We start from the raw sequence: 19,398 nt of genomic DNA, 5'->3' as shown, positions 1-19,398 counted from the left end.
TAAAATCTCACATCAATTTGGTTACACAAAAAAAGATCATTCTAGAAATTTTCAGTCCATAAATGGACTGGGTGGAATAAAATATGGGCTGTGATTGAGGATCACAGCCCATCATTATTTATATTATTTTGTTGAATCAGCCATTTCTATGCCGGAACTATCATAAAAACTTTCTTTTTTTTGATTTGATTTTTCCGTTAATGCATTAAATTCCTCATTCGCTTTTAAAACTTTTGTATAAGAAGTATTGATTTTCTCGATTTGCATTTGTAATTCATCCATTTTCAAATCCTCTTTTTTAAACAGTTCATATAATTCACGATCATAAGCCAGACTTTGTTGATAGGCATCATATAAATTATCGTAGGTGCTATAGCGCTCACTCATGACCTTTTTCATTTCAGTCGCTTCTTTTTTTATCTTTTCATCCTCTATTTTCCCGATTTGTTCGTCAATCTGATTGAATTGTTCTTTTGAGGATTGCATACTGCTTTGTTCCTTTTCAATTATTTCTTCCCTTTGGTCGATATTCTTGGTTGCTTCATCTGAGAGCTCGACGATCTGTTCATAATCATCCAATCCAAGTTTAATGATTTTCTCATATTTTTCTTTTTCTTTTTTCTCCAAATCATTAAGAGGCTCTTGATTCTCGGTGAAATCACTTTCCTTTTCTGCAGTTTTCTCTAGGATTTTGTGGATTTTTTCTTCCGGTGAACCATTGAAACAACCAGTCAAGACCACTAAAGAAAGAAGTAAAATAACATATGGGCCAAAACGATTCAAAATAGACAGCTCCTTCTGATAATTCTTCGAAGATTCATATTTCTCTAAATTCCCTTATAAGCCGCTGACACTTGTTACAATAATATTCCGAACAGGTTTTTTTCATTACTGGGCGCTAGCCTACACCCTTTAAACCATACTGCATAGGCTGTAGGGACCGTTTCAAATCAGAGTGGTCAGCATTTTAATAATACAAAAACGGAGGTATGAAATTATGTATGGAGGTTCCAACCAGGAATGTTGTTATCCGGTTTCCGTTGCACCCAGCTATGGTTATGGTGATGGTGGAGGCTGCGGCTTTGGAAGTGGCTTCGCCATAATCATTGTCCTGTTCATTCTACTAATCATTGTCGGCGCGTGCTTATGCTAAGCAGGTAATTACTATTACCTATACCCGAAAATGTTAACTATTTACCCTGATTCACAAAAAATGATTTATTTATTTAAATAGACCTCAACAGGCAAATAAAATAATGGTTGGGTTAGGAATTAATCGATTTGATTCCATCCCTTCCATTTTTCTTTCATTAGACCATCCATTAACTTTCAGCATTTTTTTTGTTAAAATAACCCTATACATATTATTAGAATTTTTATGGGGTGAAAGATTATGCTAACCATGGATGATTTTGTTAATGAAGACGATCCAATCTTAAGGCAAGTCGCGGTAGAGGTTCCGCTTCCGGCATCATATGAAGATAAACAACTTTTAGCCAGCCTGATGGAATATGTCCAAAACAGCCAGAAGCCCGATATTGCTGCTATATATGGGTTAAGGGCAGGCATTGGCTTGGCTGCACCTCAAGTGAATGTTTCAAAAAGGATGATTGCGGTTCATTTGAAAGAAAAAGATGATCAACTGTATAGCTATGCACTTTTCAACCCTAAACTCATTAGCCATTCAGTGGAAAAAGCATACTTGACATCCGGAGAAGGCTGCCTTTCCGTAAATCGTCCCGTTTCCGGCTATGTGCCCCGTTATGCTCGAATAACGGTTGTGGGTACCGACCTGGAAGGAAAGTCGGTTAAACTCCGCCTGAAAGGCATCGCAGCCATTTGCTTTCAACATGAAATCGACCACCTTAATGGAATCATGTTCTATGATCATATCAACCCGGAAGACCCTTATGCCATTCCGGAAAATTCTATTGCAGTGGAAAGGTAACGTAATAAGCAAAACCCCCGCAAGTTGGTTGACGGGGGTTTTGTTTTTTATATCAATTCAAGTTCCTTCAAACCAAAAAGTATGCCATCATCATCGACATCCTTCGTTACAAAGTCGGCCTCTTGCTTCACAAGTTGACCGGCATTCCCCATCGCCACGCCATATCCCGCTACTTTTAACATCTCTATATCATTTAAGCCATCTCCAAAGGCGTAAACATCCTCCAGAGCAAACCCGACTTTTTCCATTAATATTTTAATGCCTTCAGCTTTTGAACCCCCGAATGGAAGTACATCCGTGGAATACTCATGCCATCTAATGAAGTGAAAGTCATCATAATTCCCAACAAAGTTCCCTTCTTCATCTTCCGAGCAGAATAACAAGGCTTGGTATATTTCATGGTTCTCATAAAAATCTGCCACATGTTCAGGATGGGGAAACTTCAGGCTGCTTAATGCCTCTTCAATTCGGCTATGATGAGGAACACTCGATTTCATTGTCTCCTCATTCATGAAAACGATCGGGATTTCATTATTTTCAGCATGTTCGTGGAGCCGTTTTATCTCAGGTTTGCTCAAAGGGTTTTTATAAACGACTTTCCCTTCAAAAACAACGTATTGTCCATTGAAACTTACGAATGTATCGATGCCAAGCTCTTCCCTTAAGGACTCGAACATGAACGGAGCCCTTCCTGTGGCAATCGCTACAAAAACCCCGCTATCCTGCAGTTGCTTAATGGCTTTTTTTGTTGAAGCAGGTAACTTTTTTTCATGATCAAGCAATGTTCCGTCAATATCAAAGAATACGATTTTCACTAACGATTCACTTCCAATTCATTCATTTTTTCCTTTTTTAATATGTACTCATTTAATAATTGTCATCAAGATAAGTCAAGTAACTCTACCGGATCCACCTCAAAGTTACGTTTTTTATTCGGGAATGGGCATATACTATTGTTAATCAGAAATCAACTAAGGCTTTCCGATTACACTTCTCCCACCCTTCTTGCCTCTAAAATCCCAGTTGCTAGTTTGAATGAGCCTTTTTTTTCAAAAATGGGCCAAGTACCTGTAAAGACGTATTTACATTATTGAATAATCCTATACAATAATAACTAAGGGAGCGTGATCGCCATGTTAAAAAAGCTTCGTAAAAAGCTTGTTAAACAGTGGAATGATCTTTTAAGAAAAAAAACTATCGCATGATTTGCCACTCATTCCTGCCTTGGCCGTCATCCATATGCGAATTTTTTTCGGACAGCCCTTCAAAAACTTGCGGAGGGCTTCTTCCTTGTTGTAAAGTTCTTGTTAAGCATTCTTTCTATCTTGGCTTTTATATGGTCAGGTGAATACATATTTCAATCAAAATATGAGTCGTTGTCTTTTCATGAAACGGTGTGCACATTGAAACTAGATTAATTTAGAAAGAAATCGTTTACGAAAAAAAGATCAGATGATTTAAGTTTTACACATGGCAAAAACGGATAGGATATAAGATAGAGGAAGCTACAATTGGATTGATACCAAATCTGCCATCTATTTTTTTATATACTTTTAGACATTGGTATATTTAATTCATCAAACCCCTTCCGTTTTTATGGCGGAGCTGGGTTTATTTTTACATGATGTTGAAAAACATGAAAAAATTGTTGTTTTTATATATAATGAAAAAAGCAATGCAAACAAGTGAGGAGAGATTAAAATGGTTTTTAAGGTATACTATCAAGTAACCATATCAGAGGTTCCCATCAGGGAGAATACTAAAACAATGTTTGTCGAAGGTGAATCCGTTCGTGACGTCCGTTTAAAATTAAAAAAAGAACCTTATAACGTAGAAATCGTACTACCCGTAACCGGAGCATATTTAGAATATGAAAAACAAAATGAAGATTACAAAGTATTGGAGCTATAATTTATGAAATTTGTAAAAAATGATCAAACAGCTGTATTCGCCCTGGGCGGTTTAGGCGAAATCGGTAAGAACACATATGCTGTTCAGTTTCAAGATGAAATCATCATCATTGATGCTGGAATTAAATTTCCTGAAGATGAACTTCTCGGTATTGACTATGTGATTCCAGATTACAGCTATTTAGAGAAAAATGTAGATAAAATTAAAGGTGTCTTCATTACCCATGGCCATGAAGACCATATTGGCGGGATTCCTTATTTACTTAGAAAAGTGAATGTCCCTGTATACGGCGGGAAGCTGGCACTTGGACTGCTTCGTAATAAATTGGAAGAACACGGCCTTTTACGTCAGACAACCATGATTGAAATCAGTGAAGATGAAGTGATCAAGTTCCGGAAGACGTCCGTTTCTTTCTTCCGCACAACTCACAGTATCCCTGATTCTTATGGGATCGTCGTTAAAACGCCACCTGGACAAATTGTCCATACTGGTGATTTTAAATTCGACTTCACACCAGTGGGCGAGCCTGCTAACCTGACCAAGATGGCGGAAATCGGAAAAGAAGGCGTATTGTGCTTACTCTCGGATAGCACAAATAGTGAAGTGCAGAACTTTACTATGTCCGAAAGCCGTGTCGGCGATACCATTCAAGATATTTTCCGTAAGGTTGACGGCCGGATCATTTTTGCAACGTTTGCATCGAACATCCATCGCCTTCAGCAAGTTGTGGAAGCAGCCGTGGCTAACGGACGCAAAATCGCCGTTTTTGGCCGAAGCATGGATTCAGCCATATCAATCGGACAAGATCTTGGTTATATCGTAGCGCCTAAAGATACATTTATTGATGTACAGCAATTGAATCGCATGCCTGCGAATAAAGTAACCATCCTTTGTACAGGCAGCCAAGGGGAACCAATGGCAGCCCTGTCGCGCATAGCGAATGGCACTCACCGTCAAATTCAAATCATCCCTGGTGATACTGTCGTATTTTCTTCTTCACCCATCCCAGGTAACACAATCAGTGTATCCAGAACGATCAATCAATTATATCGTGCAGGAGCAGACGTCATTTCAGGTCCTTTGAATGACATTCATACATCAGGACATGGCGGACAGCAGGAACAAAAGCTAATGCTACGTTTGATAAAACCAAAATTCTTCATGCCGATCCATGGTGAATACCGTATGCAAAAACTTCATGCCCGCCATGCAGTCGACTGCGGAGTTCCGGAAGAAAATTGTTTTATCATGGATAATGGTGAAGTTCTTTCCTTAAGTGAAAACACAGCACAAATCGCTGGTAAAATCCCTTCAGGTTCGGTTTATATCGATGGAAGCGGTATCGGGGATATCGGAAATATCGTTCTCCGTGATCGTCGGATTCTTTCCGAGGAAGGTCTTGTGGTTGTCGTTGTCAGCATCAATATGAAGGAATTCAAAATTGCATCCGGTCCTGACATCATCTCACGCGGATTTGTTTATATGAGAGAATCAGGAGACCTGATCAGCGATGCTCAATCCTTGATCACCAAGCATTTAAATAAGGTGATGGATCGCAAAACTACACAATGGTCTGAAATCAAAAATGAAATTACTGACACTCTATCTCCATTCCTATATGAAAAAACTAAACGCCGTCCGATGATCCTGCCGATCATCATGGAAGTGCAATAAATAATAGAAGCCCAGCCATCATTTGGCTGGGCTTTTTTTGTTTAGGTTTGTAAATCTCGAACGTTGAATTCCGCTCCAGGCACTAGCTTTCCGCGGGCGGCCCGGAGCCTCGAACACCCGCTCCAATCAACTTTGTTTTAACAGTTAGATAGAACTTCTTTTGCCTACAGTCTTTTTTGTTTAAAAAAAGGATTATTAAAACTTGAGGTGATAAGGATGCTTGAATAGATTTTCTATCGCATCTTAATGGAAAGCTTCCGAAAGTAAACTGATAAGAAGCATGTATTTGTTGATTCCACACTGTGGAAAGCCAGTGCCCGAAACACGAGCCTATCAAGTACGCCTTCAAGAAAAAATAAATCAAAATAGAGAGTACAAATCATCCAAACCCTTTCGTGCACTTGTTCACTATTATCACAGTGTACAGAAAGTAAAGATCATTTGTGTCATTATGTGAATCTATATATGCGAAACGCAAAGAAACAATATTGCGTGTACTTGCAGATGTAAAAGAAAAGAATGGTTTTCGTAGGACTACTTAAGGGAATTAAAAAAATGTCGATGCATGCTATTCTCTATAACTACTTCAAATCCAATTAAAAAACAAAAAGGTTTCGGAATGAGACCATTCCGAAACCTTTTTGTTTTCCTTTGATAAAAGCGCTGCTCGATTTTAGCAGGACGTTGCTTATTCCACAATTTTTTTTTCAAAGCGATTGATGTCCGAATCCGCGCCGATGACGATCAATATATCACCTTTATGAATTAAATCGCTCGCCTGTGGGGAGACATTTATTTCGTTCCCTCTTTTGATCGCGACGATATTCAGCCCATAGTGAGCACGGATATCAAGGTCAAATATCGAGTTTCCATTCATCTTTTGGCTGGCAACAATTTCGACGATGGAGTGTTCATCAGAAAGCTCCAAATAATCGAGAATATTATTGGAGACGATATTGTGGGCAATCCTTCTTCCCATATCTCGTTCGGGGTGCACGACAAAGTCGGCCCCGATTTTCCGGAGAACCTTCTCATGATAATCATTTTGCGCTTTAACCGTTACATTTCCGACACCCAATTCCTTAAGCATGAGGGTCGTCAATATACTAGCTTGAATATTCTCGCCAATCGCTACAATGACGTGATCAAAATTACGAATACCTATGTTTCTCAGCACATTTTCATCCGTCGTATCCCCTACAACGGCATGTGAAGCTATCCTGGCAAATTCATTCACTCGATCTTCGTCAGCATCGATGGCCAGAACCCCTAATCCTTCTTCAGCTAATGTCCTGACTATGCTGCCGCCAAAACGGCCAAGTCCAATCACCGCAAATTCTTTTTTCACAATAAGCCCTCCAACGTGATTCGTTCGCTCTTTAGAGCATGTTCTGTACTGAAAAGCATTTTTACGCTTCGCTTCCTTTAAACGTTATATATTCCGTTAAGTGATTGATCGCGAGTTCAATCGCTTTTTCATCAGGACTTAACTTGGCGTGGTGCAATCCGTATTCCGATGAAACCCCCAGCCAGAACATGAATCCTGGAATCTCTTTTAACATATATCCAAAATCTTCACCAGTCATCGCTTCAGTACAACAATGCAAATGAACAGCATTTGACTTCTCTGTAAATTCCATGAATTCCCGGGTCAACCGTTCTTCATTATATACCTGGTGATACATCGCTCCATAGTCGATATCAGCCAAGCACTCATATCCCACTTGTATACCATCCACAAGCGCTTTTATTCTTGACTTGACCTTTACCATCGATTCGGGGTTAAGAGTGCGTATTGTGCCTTCTAACCGCGCTGTCTCCGCAATAATGTTTTGAACGGTGCCTCCAGTAATCTTCCCAACTGTAATGACAGCTGAATCAAGTGGATTGACATTCCTTGAAACGATTGTTTGCAGCTGCCCTACAAGCGAGCAGGCCGCAATGACCATGTCATTTGTTTCATGCGGATAGGCTGCATGCCCTCCTTTCCCCCTCAAATCGATGAATAATTCAGATGTATTGGCAAATAGAAGCCCTTCTTTAACGGCAATCGTACCAACTGGATACTCTGGAGCAATATGTAAAGCAAGAATCATATCCGGCTTCCATTTTTTCATTGTTTCCGATTTAAGCATTGGTTCAGCTCCTCCAGGCCCCTCTTCTGCAGGCTGGAAGATGAATAGCAAGTCATCATCAATCGGATTTTCAGTGAAATATGTCAATAACCCCAAACCTATGCTCATATGAAAATCGTGACCGCAGGCATGCATATATTCCTCGTGGTTGGATGCGAACGGCAATCCGGTTTCCTCTTTTATCGGCAGACCATCAATATCAGCCCGGTAGCCAATAGTTTTTCGCGGATTCCTTCCCTTCACTTTCACGAATATCCCAGTCCGCCAAGTTTCGATTTCCATTCGCTCCTGGGCAAGATTCGTTATGTAATTCAGTAGGTATTGCTGCGTCTTGAATTCCTTGAATCCTATCTCCGGTATTTGATGCAAATCACGCCGGATCTCGGCAAAAGGATTTATTTTCACATTATTCCCTCCCTATACAGAAAGCGTGGATATATTTATCCACGCTTCAGGCAATATTCACTAAAGAAATTAAAGTTGACGAAGTTCTTGCATGATTTCTGTTTTTGATTTTGTTTTTTCGTCAATTTGTTTAATGACCCTCGCCGGGATACCAGCAGCCACGGAGTATGGAGGAACGTCTTTCGTTACAACTGCACCAGCCGCTACAACGGAACCTTCACCGATTTTGACACCTTCTAGTACGACCGCATTGGCTCCGATTAACACATCATCTTCCAAAATGACCGGTTGTGCGGAAGGAGGCTCGATGACACCTGCTAAAACGGCACCTGCACCTACGTGACAGTTTTTGCCCACTGTTGCACGTCCGCCAAGTATTGCGTTCATGTCGATCATTGTACCTTCACCGATAACAGAACCAATATTGATTGATGCGCCCATCATGATGACTGCGTTGTCTCCAATGGATACTTGGTCACGAATTATTGCGCCAGGCTCGATACGGGCTTTGATGCCTTTTAGGTCCAATAAAGGAATGGCAGAGTTACGACGATCATTTTCAACTACATAATCCTCGATTTTTGTTCCTGCTGCCTTGATTGCTTCTTCGACTTCAGACCACTCACCGAATACAACCCCTGTATTTCCTGTAATGAAAGTTTTAGAAGTTGGACCAAAATCCATGCCTTCTAAATCACCTTTGACATATACCTTTACAGGTGTAGATTTTTTACTATTTGAGATAAAAGAAATAATTTCGTTTGCATCCATTTTATTCATTCCGGGTAAACCTCCTAAATATGTATCATTACTCGTTTTAAATTTACCAGACAACAGCCGGCAAGACAAGTTGAATGTCACTCTTATATATTATTCTGCCCTATTGACATTTTCGTAGGCGGACCTATAACATTCCTTGGTCGCGAATATGCTCTTTCACCACTTCCGTGAATGCCTGGACTTGCTTTAACTGGAAGGCAGATTCATAGCCGCAAAGCCATGTATCACGTTCGATTGAGTGGTTATGCCCATCCAGTAAAGGGATTTTAAATACATTAGTATCTTTATCATGTAAAGTGATGGCTGGCAGGATCGCATATCCTATACCATTAAACACCATTTGTTTGCATGTTTCGATTTGATCCACGACTATGGTGTTTTTTGGTGTCGTTTTAAATTGCCGATGCCACCAGTCCTGGATTTCCTGGTAATAATTCGAATCGCTTTTAAACTGAATGAATGGCCGGTCCGTTTCGAATACTTGATTCAGTTCCTTCATTTCAGTATCCACCAAATAAAGCATATCCGTGAATAAATGCTGTTTTACCCCTTTCCAATCCGGGGCTCCCCTTATGATGCCAATATGCACTTGCCCTTCATACAAAGACTTTAAAATCTCACTGCTCCAGCCAGTGATCAAGGAAATTTTGGCATACGGGTATTTTTGGACGAACTTTTTCAATACTTGCGGCAGCCAATTTTGACCGACAATCGAGGCGCAGGCTATTTTCAAAGTGCCATATACTTCATGGTCCATAGCTTGAATACTTTCCCTGACCTTTTCTTCTTTTTCTATAACTTCATTGGCCAAACGAATTACCGCTTCGCCTGCTGGCGTCAGTGACAGTCCTTTTTGTGAACGCAAAAACAGTTTCGAGCCCCAATCCTTTTCTATTGATTGTAAACGCTGAGATAAAGCCGGCTGGGAAACGAACAGCCGCTCAGCCGCTTTTCTCATATTCATTTCCTGAGCAAGCACGGATAATAAATGAAATTCTGAAAATGACATACACACCAACCTCTTGATAATCAAATCTTATCATGATGAATTAATTTATTTAAATTTTATTATCAACAAAGTCAGCTTATAATACAAGAGAAAAGAAACGGAGTGGATATCCTTTGACAATCATTGTATTGCTTGCCATCAGTTTTGCAGCATCTTTTGTCGGTACATTGGCCGGGAGCGGCGGTCTTATCGGCATGCCATCCCTTCTGTTGATAGGTTTACCCATCCACCAGGTTATTGGTTCAGTCAAGTTTTCCAATATCTTTTCTTCTTTTTCCAGTTTTTATATTTTACTCAAAAAGAAACAGTTAAAATTGAAGGCTGCCCTCCAGTTAATCCCATTTGCCCTTTTCGGTGGCTTTTGTGGCGGGCTGCTTGCTAATTCATTCTCTGAAAAGGCGATGAATCTATTGGCCATCTGTCTTTTGACTGTCGCTTTGATCATGAATTTCATAAAAAAACCGAAACCTTCCGATGAAACGGATTGGCATCTCACAAAAAAAGTCTATCCATCCCTATTCGGAATCAGTGTCTATGACGGAATGTTCGGACCGGGACAGGCAACCATGCTCATGTATACCTTTTTAAGAAATGGGGCCACCTACCTTCAATCTCTGGCTTTTACTAGATTCCAAACTTTCATTAGCTGTACAGCTGCTTTCATCACCTATTTCCTTGCCGGTAACATTGCTTGGGAGATTGCCATTTATTACACGATCGGTTCCCTGATCGGATCACAGCTGGCCCTGCGGGTGGCTCAAAAAATCTCCACTCGACAATTGAAATTCATTTTACATTCGGTCACGATCGCATTATTGATTCAATTGATCATCAGAGTCGCGTTTCCTTAAGAAAAGGCAAACTCCATTTAAAGAGTCTGCCTTTTTTCCCTATGCCTTTTTATTCTTTCTAAGTCTCGTAAGTAACAGGAAGCTGATTATAGAGAAGACTAGAACGATGAGATAAATCGTCTGCAGTGACAATGTAAGTCCTTCCTGTAAAACCTTCACCACATTTTCAGGAAGCGACATGCGTTCTTCACTGTTCAACAGTTTGTTAGCCGTATTTATCGTCACTCCCGAGCCGGCAGGCGCATGCTCGTTCAAATAGGCTTGAAGTCTCATATTCATGATTCCTCCAAGTAATGCGGCACCTACCGTATTACCTAAATTACGCATGAACATATTGGAAGCTGTCGCAATACCCCTGCGTTCCCAGCTGACTGTTTTTTGAATGACGACAATGAATGAGGTAGAAGTCAACCCCATGCCTACACCGACAAAGAATGATCCCATGGCAGCAATCAGGGGCCCAGCCTCCGGCTTCATCCATACTAGGATCAAACTCCCAAGGACCAATGAGCACCCTCCAAGGAGTGAGGTTGATTTGAATCCTATTTTTATCAATAACCTGCCTGAGACCATTGATGCGATCGGCCAGCCAATCGACATGGCTGTCAATGTAAAACCAGCTACCGTAGGCGAGCGCTCCATCACGCCCTGAACGAATGTCGGGAGGAAACTTGATAATCCAATCATCATCACCCCTGTCGTCAGGGATACAAGGTTCGCAATCAGAATCGAACGCTCCTGCCAAATTTCAAATGGCATCATCGGTTCGGCCGCTTTCTTTTCCTGAAGGATGAATAAGATAAAGGTGATGATGGCCACTAATGCCAAGGATATGACCGGAGCTGAAGCCCATGACCATTTCACTCCTCCTTCTACGAGTATCACCATAAGAGTGGATATGGATAACGTCAATAGCGCTGCACCCAGGTAATCGATATCACGTTTTTTCTTTTCGATTTTTTCATGAAGGAAAAACCAAATCCCAATAAAAGATAATAAGCCCAAAGGAACATTAACCCAGAAGACAAGCTTCCAAGTCAGGGATTCAACGAGGACGCCGCCCAAAGCGGGTCCCATGACCGCTGAAATGCCCCAAACGCTCGATAGATACCCTTGAACGCGGGCCCTCTCTTCATTTTTATAGATATCACCAACAATCGTCGAAGCTACAGGAGCTACAGCCCCCGCCCCGAATCCTTGTACAAAGCGATAAATGATGAGTTCCGTCATAGAATCGGCAAAGCCGCATAGAATGGAGCCAATTAAAAAGACAACGATTCCAAATAATAAGACAGGTTTTCTCCCGAGAATATCCGATAGCTTTCCATAAATCAAGACTGTTACGGCGTTCATTAGCAAATAACTTGAAAACACCCAGCTGTAAAGTGAAAAACCACCTAAATCACTTACAATGGCTGGCATTGCTGTCGAAACGATCGTTCCTTCAATAGCATTCATAAACATAGCCAACATAATGGCAGCTAATATGAAGGGACGTTTCAATTTTTCATTCTGCAATTTTGCACTATCCGCTGCTTGGCCCAATTCCCGCATCCTCCCCTTAGACCTTAATTGTTTTTATAGACTTTACCACTAGCTGGATTGAATATGTAAAAAAACAAGAAAACTCGCCAACTGGCGAGTCTTGAGGTTAACCATCATCATTTTATGCCTTGCTTATTTGTCAGGTGTATTTTGTTTAAATACCTTTTTCAAGATTGCCCTTCTCGTTAAGATCCCTTCAAATACATGTTCGTCATTCTCTACACAGACAAACGGATGATCAATCAACAATTCCACACCCTTGGTCAATGTATCTTCAATATGAAGGCGAGGTATTTCTATATTCATTATTTCGGAAACTTTTTTATTCTCAAGATTATCAAATTCAATTCGTTCCAGTCCCAAGATTGAATCAAGAATGACTGGTGTGCTGATTAAACCATGCAGTTTATACATCGGATCTAACACAGGAATGGCCGTATAACCGCTCTTTGTTAATACCAATAGTGCATGTTCTAAATTATTGGTTACCTGCACGTGGGCCACGCGTTCAGAAGAAATCATTAAGTCTTTAACGCTGGATTCCAATAAATCCCCATCATGAGTACCGATCATGTTAAAACCCCTTACCATATGTTTTTATATACAGCTCTTTCTATAGTTTAACATATGTAAGCAGAAAAGGCTCATTCCTAGACCAATAAAATCCCAAACGGCGGGATTTCAGCAATAGCCCCTTAGCCCTTACTAGTTTTGATGTTAACCTGTTTAAAACCGCATTCCGGGCATTGGTAAATCACATTTTGGTTGGATTGTGCCGTTAATACATTTTCCATTTCCCTTTCCTCACCGCATACCGGGCATATTACCATTGGATTTTTCATTTACATCCCTCCAATTAATAAGATGTCGTAAAAATCACTACTTCATTCAAGTAAAAATTGACCGGTTCACAATAAAAAAGCCGCTTCCAATGGAAGGCGGCTTTTTGTGATTTTTTTAAGATTGAAGAAGATCAAAGATTTCAATGGTAATCATATCAATATTATCGAATTGATATTTAGATGATTTCCCTTTATCACTGTATACTTCAAGCTCGAACATTTCTGTTTTGCTGAAATATGTAACCTGGCACTTTTTCACACCATCTATTTCAAAAAAACGTTGAGCAGATTCAGATTCCTTCGCTTGCTCTTGAAGACTTTTCAATCTGGTAAGAATGCCCTGTAATTGAGACATACTCCCTCTCCTTTCTGAATAAAACCTTTTCGATAGGTTTCACTATACCATACTTTTCTATCCAGTAGCCACGCTGAAATAAATTCAGAATAATTTAAAACTTCATTCTTTACATGGCACTATTAACAGAATAAAATAAGGAATGGATTTTGTACATGAAAAATTTTCTGGGGGTAGATACTGTTGCAAAACATTAGTGAGCTTGGATATCGCATTTCATTGATTGATGGTTTTGATTTGGATAGAAGAGATCGTACAGGAACATATGTAATTGCCGATGAAGACATCACCTTAGTCGAAACTTCTGCCAGCCCTTCCATCCCCCACTTAATGAAGGGGCTCGAACATTTGGGAATCGCCCTCGAAGATATTACATATATCATTCTTACCCATATTCATTTGGACCATGCAGGCGGAGCTGGACTTTTTTTACAGCATTGTCCGAATGCGAAAGTGATCGTTCACCCAAAAGGCGCACGGCATCTAGAAGATCCAACACGTTTGATCGCTGGTGCTAAAGCAGTCTATGGTGAAGAATTCAACAAGCTTTTCGATCCGATATTACCTATTCCATTAGATAGAATCCTGACTAAACATGATAGGGAATCGCTAAAAACAAGTGAAAATTCCAAGTTGACCTTTTATGACACGCCAGGACACGCAAACCATCATTTAAGCATTTTCGATTCAGTTTCAAAAGGGATGTTTTCAGGTGACACCGTAGGCATCTATTATCGTGAACTCGATGATGAAGGTTTGGAATTTTACTTACCGTCCACATCGCCGAACCAATTTAATCCCGGTGCGATGCTTGCTGCAGCGGATTTGTATGAAAGCATCGGCGTCGAACGTATATATTTTGGCCATTACGGCGTATCGGAAAACCCTAAGGAAGTATATAAACAACTTCATTACTGGCTGCCTAAATTTGTGGAGACTGCCAAAATGGCATATAGGGAATATGCTAGCTTCGAGGATCAAGTGGCAGCAACCAGTAAAAATATTTTCACGGAAGTCGCTGTTCATTTAGGCGAAAAAGGAATCACCGCTGATCATCCAGTTTTTGATATCATTGCCATGGACCTGAACGTTTGTTCCATGGGATTGATAGACTATCTTGTAAAACAGGAGAAAGATCGGTAAAAGGATCCTTAAGGTTTATCCCTATTCAAATGTCGTTGCATTCTCTATAATGAAAAAGTGAACCTTACTAAAGCATATATGGAGGAATGAAATGAAAGACGTTACGCTCTATACCCAACCTGATTGCCCTCCCTGCAAAATCATGAAAATGTTCTTTGATGATAATAATGTCGTATACAAAGAAAAAGATATTAAAGCGGATGGACATGCACGAAAAGAACTAATGAATAAATATGGCGCCTATTCCACACCGACGGTCGTCATCGATGGGAAAGCCATTATTGGTTTTGAATTGGACGAAATAAAGAAAGAACTGAATATATAACAAAAAGTCCAGGGAAGGCTGTAACCTTCCTTGGACTTTTTCATTTCAGCCTCCATACTTTTCAGCTTTGAAGGACTTTCCTCTAAATCCCTTATTTCATTTTTTTACTTCCATACTTTACGTCCATTATCTTCCAAACTCCATTTTCCTTTTTCAAAGTAACTGATTCAACATGTTTTTCCATCGATACAGGTCCGTCCCCTGTGTCCTGGAATTCCTCCTGAACATAAATGAAATCACCGTTTTTGCCATATTTAATTTCCGTATTTTTGTCGTAGCTGAAAAATGGGATATAATATGGAGCGAAATCTGATCCAAATGCGGTATAACCGCCATCAACTTTCACTACATTCGCTTGGACGAACTTCTCGATGAAATCATCTGTGAAATGTTTATCCAACTTCCCTTCAATCGCTTCCTTAGTACGTACTTCTTCACTGATCGAGCCTTGATTCTCCATGGCATCCTGTACTAAGGATAGCACTTCCTCTCTATGTAAGCCCTCCGCTGAAGCAGTGAATCCCCCACTTAAAATTAGAAGGATACTGGCAAGACATGCAACTAAATATTTACTCATTACAATCATCTCCTAGTTATAGAATTTCTCCTAATGATTCGGATTTTTGCCCATGTCTTTCAATACCCGTCCAGATCAAAGCCAAACTACAAAATCACATTCTCCGTTAGACCTTGAAACCATTGCCCATTCTTCACAATAAAAAAGAAGATTTCATGATATTGAAATCTTCTTCTTACAGCTATCGAAAAGCATAGTAAAAAATAAAACCGGCAACCAAAATCGTCCCAACTAAAAGAGAAACGAATATCGGGTTCTTTAAATAAGGATGTTCTTTAACTGAATCATCGATAGTCGAATCATATCTGGCTTTCACTTTCTGTGCCCTTGCCACAGAATAAGTATAAAAGAGCAGATATAACGCCATGACTGTAACGATTATGATTAGAATCCAGATGTACGTGCTCAAAATATGTCTCCTCCAAGCGCATCATTTCTGCTTATCGTTACACATTTAAAGCGATTATATTCATGAATCGTTTTTTATAATAGTGCTTCATTTTCATATAAATAACTATAAGAAAGATCACAGAATATGTATTCCTTATTATTCAGGGGATATGAAAAGGTCCGAATGGTTTCTCCCGTTTCGATATCACTGTATAAATCGGATAGTATTCCTGTTTTCCCATTACGCATCTTTACGATATTTTCGAGAAAATAAGGTCTCCAGCTCCAATTTTTATTCATATAGCTCGGTTGGACTAACCATTGCCCGTCCTTATGGAGGATATTGGGAGATTTTTGATACCCCTCTTCATCACAAATATAAAGCCGGAAACATACGGAATCCAACTTTTTCGCCAAAACTCCGAGAAACTCTTCATGGGAGCTGGCCCGCTTTTGCTGTTTTAAGAAGTTTTGCATATTCTCGTTGAATTGCAAAGTCTTTTGATAAACGGCTTCAAGCTTCTTGGTCTCTAAAGAAATGAAAGACTGACATTCTTGATGGAATTTTTCACGAAGTAAATCTTTATTAATGAACTCGCCTTCCGGTTTCGCCAAAAAATACCCTTGATAATATCGTCCCCCATTCTTCCATGCAAAGCGAAGCTGGTATTCGGATTCAATGTTCTCAAATAGTAAATTGGCGCCGATTTTCCGTGCAAGCATGCTTAGAGAAAACAGGATGACCTGATAGGCATCTCCACCTGAAATGCGAAGCTGGTCCAGGTTAACTTTTAAAATATTCGGAGAAATCTGTGCGATTCGGTCCAATTGCGTATCTTGCCCTAAATGATCTAAAGCTATCTTAATCCCATATGTTTTAAAGTAAGCAAGCACATGCTGCAAAGGATCTAAGTTATCCGGACTGATCGTGTCTGATAATTCCAGCACGATCCGGTGCATTTCCTCCGGTTGAAAATGACGATGTAAAATCTCCATGAATTCTTCGCCATGATCCAGCATAAGCAAATTAGGATCTCTGTTGATAAAGATAAGAAAATCTTCACCATAGTCTTTTATTCTCTCCAAGGCAATTTCAAGTACGTAATTATCCACTTCCACCCTATACTCTTCCGGCACTGCAGAATCGTGAAAAAAAGGGCCAAGGCTTTTATATTCCGCTTGTTCCTCATAGCGCCCTAGAATTTCATACCCGATTACCTGATGTTGATCTGCACTGAAAATCGGTTGAAAGAATGGTGTCACCTTGTCTAAATTCTTTAATATCTTTTCTGTATCCATGATGCATCTTCCCCCTAATTACGAAAACACCAATATGCCAAAATTATACCATTAGTTTCTGGCATTGATAATAAATAATTTTAATTCCTACTGAACAACTCTTTTTTCAGAACATTAAAATACCCGTTCATCCTATCCATTTGAAAAAAATAAATTGAAAAGGCATTGTCCATAATGGAACAATGCCTTAAGTCTGATCAAAAAGGGAAGAACCACGGAATCGTGATCACCATGATAACACCAATGAAGATCTGTATGGAAATCCCGATTATGATAAAATCTTTATGCTTGTAATCACCCGCCGTCATGACAAGCGCGTTGGTAGTGGCAACCCTTGGAGTGGATAACGCCAAACTGCCAGCAACGGCAAGGCATAGAAACACAGGAAGCGGATCGATTCCTTGATTCACCGCAGATGTCAGGGCAATGGGCGTCATGATTACCGTGGCGGCTCCATACGGGATGAATTGGCTCAGTAGCAGTGTCAGGAGGTAAAAGACCGCCAATATGCCGTGTGCCCCGATATTACTGAATAAAACGGTCAGCCAATCACTTATCATTCTCACTCCACCCGTATTATCCAAAGCAGCCGTTATTCCGAACATGGCAGCAATCAAGAGAACAGGTTCCCAGTTAATCTTTTGGTAAGCATCCTCCATCGAACGGACACAGCCAGTGATCACCATCAACAATGCTGCCGTCAATACTGATAGTACAGCAGGTACGGACTCCATCGATAAAAGAATGACCATCAATGCAGTGATTCCCAAGGCGATCCATGCTTTGCCCCTGGAGTGAACCGGAGAGCCATCTTCCGAGGTACTTCCAATAACGATGACATCCTGTAAATCCGAGGAAATCCTCTCAATGTTCTCCCATTCCCCATGTATCAGGATTGCATCACCCGGTTTCAAGCGTTCCGTTCCGACATCCGCTTGAATATATTCGCCATTCCGATTGATTGCCAGCACATTACATTGGTATTTCTCACGAAAATGCACATCTATCAAGGTTTGATTTTCATAATCCGAATTCGGGACGATCAATATTTCTGTCAATCCAAATCTACTGCTAAGAAAATGTTTCTTTATTTGTTCGGTATTGAAATGTTTAAACTCCAGTTCATAGTTAAGTGCCAACCTCTCGACTGCTTCTTCTTCTCCAAACACCAAAATGACATCTTCAGGATGAAGAACTTCATCCGCCCTGGCTGAAATCGTCAGCTGTCTTTGCAGCAGTGGCAATTGCTTGTCCTTTGGCTTCCGCTGGATTTCAATCAAAGTCAATTCATACTGAATAGGAAGCTGGAGGTCTGACAGCCTTTCTCCAACAATATCGGAAGTAGCGGGTATATGCAGATAATGCAATCGGTCATATACTTTGTACATGCCGGCAAGCTCCCCTGCCGACAGTCCCTTGACACTGTTGTTCGCGGCAATCGTTTTCTCGGGAAGCAACAGGCGCCCGAGTGTCAACATGAAGAATAACCCTGCTGCAAAGGCGATTAAGCCAACAGGTGTAAAGTCAAAAAATTCTAAAGTCCCTATTCCGTTTTGTCTAAATACATCAGCAACGATCATATTGGAGGGAGTACCGGTAAGTGTTAATAGCCCCCCAATACTGCTTGCGTAGGCAAGGGGCAATAAATACCTTGTCGGACTTGTTTTTTGTTGTAAGGCCATGCTCATAACCAGCGGAAGCAGTATGGAAACAATTCCTGTTCCACTTAAAAATGCACTTAATATTCCTGCAGTCAGCATGACGATAAGCAGCGATTTCCATTCACTGCCCCCACATAAACCTAACAACTTATTTCCTGCCTTTTCCACGATTCCTGTATTTAACAGGCCGGCACCGACGATGAATAGCCCTGCCAGCATGATGACCACTTGATTCGCAAACCCGGCCACCAGTTCATCCAATGTAAGAATCCCCAATAAACCCAGTATGGATAGTGCACTAAGTGCAATTAAATCAGCTCGAAATTTTCCTTGTATAAAAAGCGCAATCGCGCATAGAAGTATAATCAGTGTAATAAACATTGGTTCGGTCATCATGTTACCTCCGTATAGATGTTCAATTTCAAACCGGATACGGTTTCATCAAACCCCAGTTTACATGTTTTTCATAGGATTATAGAAGATATTTTCTTCAATTTATGTATATTGTTTGTTAGTATGAGGAAGTAACATTTTTATATTAGATAGGT

General features: G+C 40.3%; 21 protein-coding genes and 1 pseudogene. 8 read left to right on the top strand and 14 right to left on the bottom strand.

The window, feature by feature from the left end; genetic code table 11:
- Positions 1-123 precede the first annotated feature (123 nt).
- A complete protein-coding gene (locus ABC374_RS06015; protein WP_413016483.1) occupies positions 124-783 on the bottom strand; it encodes a YkyA family protein in 660 nt (219 codons plus the stop codon).
- A 214-nt stretch (positions 784-997) separates the two neighbouring features.
- Between ABC374_RS06015 and ABC374_RS06010 the strand changes: the two genes are divergently transcribed.
- Complete coding sequence (locus ABC374_RS06010; RefSeq protein WP_063231991.1) at positions 998-1,153, top strand: YjcZ family sporulation protein; 156 nt, start codon at positions 998-1,000, stop codon at positions 1,151-1,153.
- A 240-nt stretch (positions 1,154-1,393) separates the two neighbouring features.
- Positions 1,394-1,948 carry a peptide deformylase gene (gene def / locus ABC374_RS06005; protein WP_350301908.1) on the top strand — a complete coding sequence of 185 codons (555 nt, stop codon included), beginning with the start codon at positions 1,394-1,396 and terminating at the stop codon, positions 1,946-1,948.
- Positions 1,949-1,995: 47 nt separating this feature from the next.
- On the opposite strand, the gene ABC374_RS06000 is transcribed toward def, so the two are convergent.
- Positions 1,996-2,763, bottom strand: coding sequence for a Cof-type HAD-IIB family hydrolase (locus ABC374_RS06000; protein WP_413016481.1), 768 nt, complete (start codon positions 2,761-2,763; stop codon positions 1,996-1,998).
- Between the two features lie 886 nt (positions 2,764-3,649).
- Here ABC374_RS06000 and ABC374_RS05995 point away from each other — a divergent pair.
- The 3 genes and pseudogenes from ABC374_RS05995 to ABC374_RS28810 form a co-directional block, all read left to right on the top strand.
- On the top strand, positions 3,650-3,859 hold the full coding sequence (locus ABC374_RS05995) for a DNA-dependent RNA polymerase subunit epsilon (protein WP_034314070.1): 210 nt from the start codon (positions 3,650-3,652) through the stop codon (positions 3,857-3,859).
- Between the two features lie 3 nt (positions 3,860-3,862).
- Positions 3,863-5,533 (top strand): ribonuclease J1, encoded by a 1,671-nt coding sequence (gene rnjA, locus ABC374_RS05990; protein ID WP_034314071.1) that lies wholly within the window; start codon positions 3,863-3,865, stop codon positions 5,531-5,533.
- Between the two features lie 455 nt (positions 5,534-5,988).
- Positions 5,989-6,109 (top strand): annotated as a pseudogene (locus tag ABC374_RS28810) (transposase); the annotation flags it as partial.
- Positions 6,110-6,221: 112 nt separating this feature from the next.
- Here the strand turns inward: ABC374_RS28810 and ABC374_RS05985 are convergent.
- The 4 genes from ABC374_RS05985 to ccpC all read right to left on the bottom strand — a co-directional run bounded on the left by ABC374_RS05985 (position 6,222) and on the right by ccpC (position 9,862).
- A complete protein-coding gene (locus ABC374_RS05985) occupies positions 6,222-6,884 on the bottom strand; it encodes a potassium channel family protein (RefSeq protein WP_284702805.1) in 663 nt (220 codons plus the stop codon).
- Positions 6,885-6,942: 58 nt separating this feature from the next.
- On the bottom strand, positions 6,943-8,067 hold the full coding sequence (locus ABC374_RS05980; protein ID WP_137018995.1) for an N-acetyldiaminopimelate deacetylase: 1,125 nt from the start codon (positions 8,065-8,067) through the stop codon (positions 6,943-6,945).
- Between the two features lie 75 nt (positions 8,068-8,142).
- Positions 8,143-8,853 (bottom strand): 2,3,4,5-tetrahydropyridine-2,6-dicarboxylate N-acetyltransferase, encoded by a 711-nt coding sequence (gene dapD / locus ABC374_RS05975; protein ID WP_101224529.1) that lies wholly within the window; start codon positions 8,851-8,853, stop codon positions 8,143-8,145.
- A gap of 124 nt (positions 8,854-8,977) precedes the next feature.
- Entirely contained in the window at positions 8,978-9,862 is an 885-nt protein-coding gene (gene ccpC / locus ABC374_RS05970) for a transcriptional regulator CcpC (protein ID WP_063231999.1), read from the bottom strand.
- A 113-nt stretch (positions 9,863-9,975) separates the two neighbouring features.
- Here ccpC and ABC374_RS05965 point away from each other — a divergent pair, with 113 nt between their 5' ends.
- On the top strand, positions 9,976-10,713 hold the full coding sequence (locus ABC374_RS05965; protein ID WP_413016478.1) for a sulfite exporter TauE/SafE family protein: 738 nt from the start codon (positions 9,976-9,978) through the stop codon (positions 10,711-10,713).
- Between the two features lie 39 nt (positions 10,714-10,752).
- Here the strand turns inward: ABC374_RS05965 and ABC374_RS05960 are convergent, their stop codons facing one another.
- The 4 genes from ABC374_RS05960 to ABC374_RS05945 all read right to left on the bottom strand — a co-directional run bounded on the left by ABC374_RS05960 (position 10,753) and on the right by ABC374_RS05945 (position 13,455).
- Positions 10,753-12,258, bottom strand: coding sequence for an MDR family MFS transporter (locus ABC374_RS05960; RefSeq protein WP_413016477.1), 1,506 nt, complete (start codon positions 12,256-12,258; stop codon positions 10,753-10,755).
- A 132-nt stretch (positions 12,259-12,390) separates the two neighbouring features.
- Positions 12,391-12,831, bottom strand: coding sequence for a cyclic-di-AMP-binding protein CbpB (gene cbpB, locus ABC374_RS05955; protein ID WP_063232001.1), 441 nt, complete (start codon positions 12,829-12,831; stop codon positions 12,391-12,393).
- A gap of 122 nt (positions 12,832-12,953) precedes the next feature.
- Positions 12,954-13,100: a hypothetical protein gene (locus ABC374_RS05950; RefSeq protein WP_089362373.1), complete on the bottom strand. Its 147-nt coding sequence runs from the start codon at positions 13,098-13,100 to the stop codon at positions 12,954-12,956.
- Positions 13,101-13,215: 115 nt separating this feature from the next.
- Complete coding sequence (locus ABC374_RS05945) at positions 13,216-13,455, bottom strand: YkuJ family protein (protein ID WP_034314086.1); 240 nt, start codon at positions 13,453-13,455, stop codon at positions 13,216-13,218.
- A 183-nt stretch (positions 13,456-13,638) separates the two neighbouring features.
- Between ABC374_RS05945 and ABC374_RS05940 the strand changes: the two genes are divergently transcribed.
- The gene (locus ABC374_RS05940; protein WP_413016474.1) at positions 13,639-14,598 is read left to right on the top strand and encodes an MBL fold metallo-hydrolase; all 960 of its coding nucleotides are present in this window, start codon (positions 13,639-13,641) and stop codon (positions 14,596-14,598) included.
- 91 nt (positions 14,599-14,689) lie between these two features.
- Positions 14,690-14,923, top strand: a complete 234-nt coding sequence (locus ABC374_RS05935) for a glutaredoxin family protein (protein WP_350301903.1) — start codon at positions 14,690-14,692, stop codon at positions 14,921-14,923.
- Positions 14,924-15,014: 91 nt separating this feature from the next.
- Here ABC374_RS05935 and ABC374_RS05930 read toward each other — a convergent pair whose 3' ends face one another.
- The 4 genes from ABC374_RS05930 to ABC374_RS05915 form a co-directional block, all read right to left on the bottom strand.
- Positions 15,015-15,500 carry a DUF3993 domain-containing protein gene (locus ABC374_RS05930; RefSeq protein ID WP_413016472.1) on the bottom strand — a complete coding sequence of 162 codons (486 nt, stop codon included), beginning with the start codon at positions 15,498-15,500 and terminating at the stop codon, positions 15,015-15,017.
- A 181-nt stretch (positions 15,501-15,681) separates the two neighbouring features.
- Entirely contained in the window at positions 15,682-15,909 is a 228-nt protein-coding gene (locus ABC374_RS05925; protein ID WP_137018849.1) for a hypothetical protein, read from the bottom strand.
- A 74-nt stretch (positions 15,910-15,983) separates the two neighbouring features.
- Positions 15,984-17,189: an EAL domain-containing protein gene (locus ABC374_RS05920; protein WP_350301901.1), complete on the bottom strand. Its 1,206-nt coding sequence runs from the start codon at positions 17,187-17,189 to the stop codon at positions 15,984-15,986.
- A gap of 197 nt (positions 17,190-17,386) precedes the next feature.
- Entirely contained in the window at positions 17,387-19,246 is a 1,860-nt protein-coding gene (locus tag ABC374_RS05915) for an SLC13 family permease (protein WP_350301900.1), read from the bottom strand.
- Positions 19,247-19,398: the final 152 nt, after the last annotated feature.

It is taken from the genome of Peribacillus phoenicis (assembly GCF_047238085.1).
GTDB lineage: Bacteria > Bacillota > Bacilli > Bacillales > DSM-1321 > Peribacillus.
This window is presented reverse-complemented; position numbering and strand designations above follow the sequence as displayed.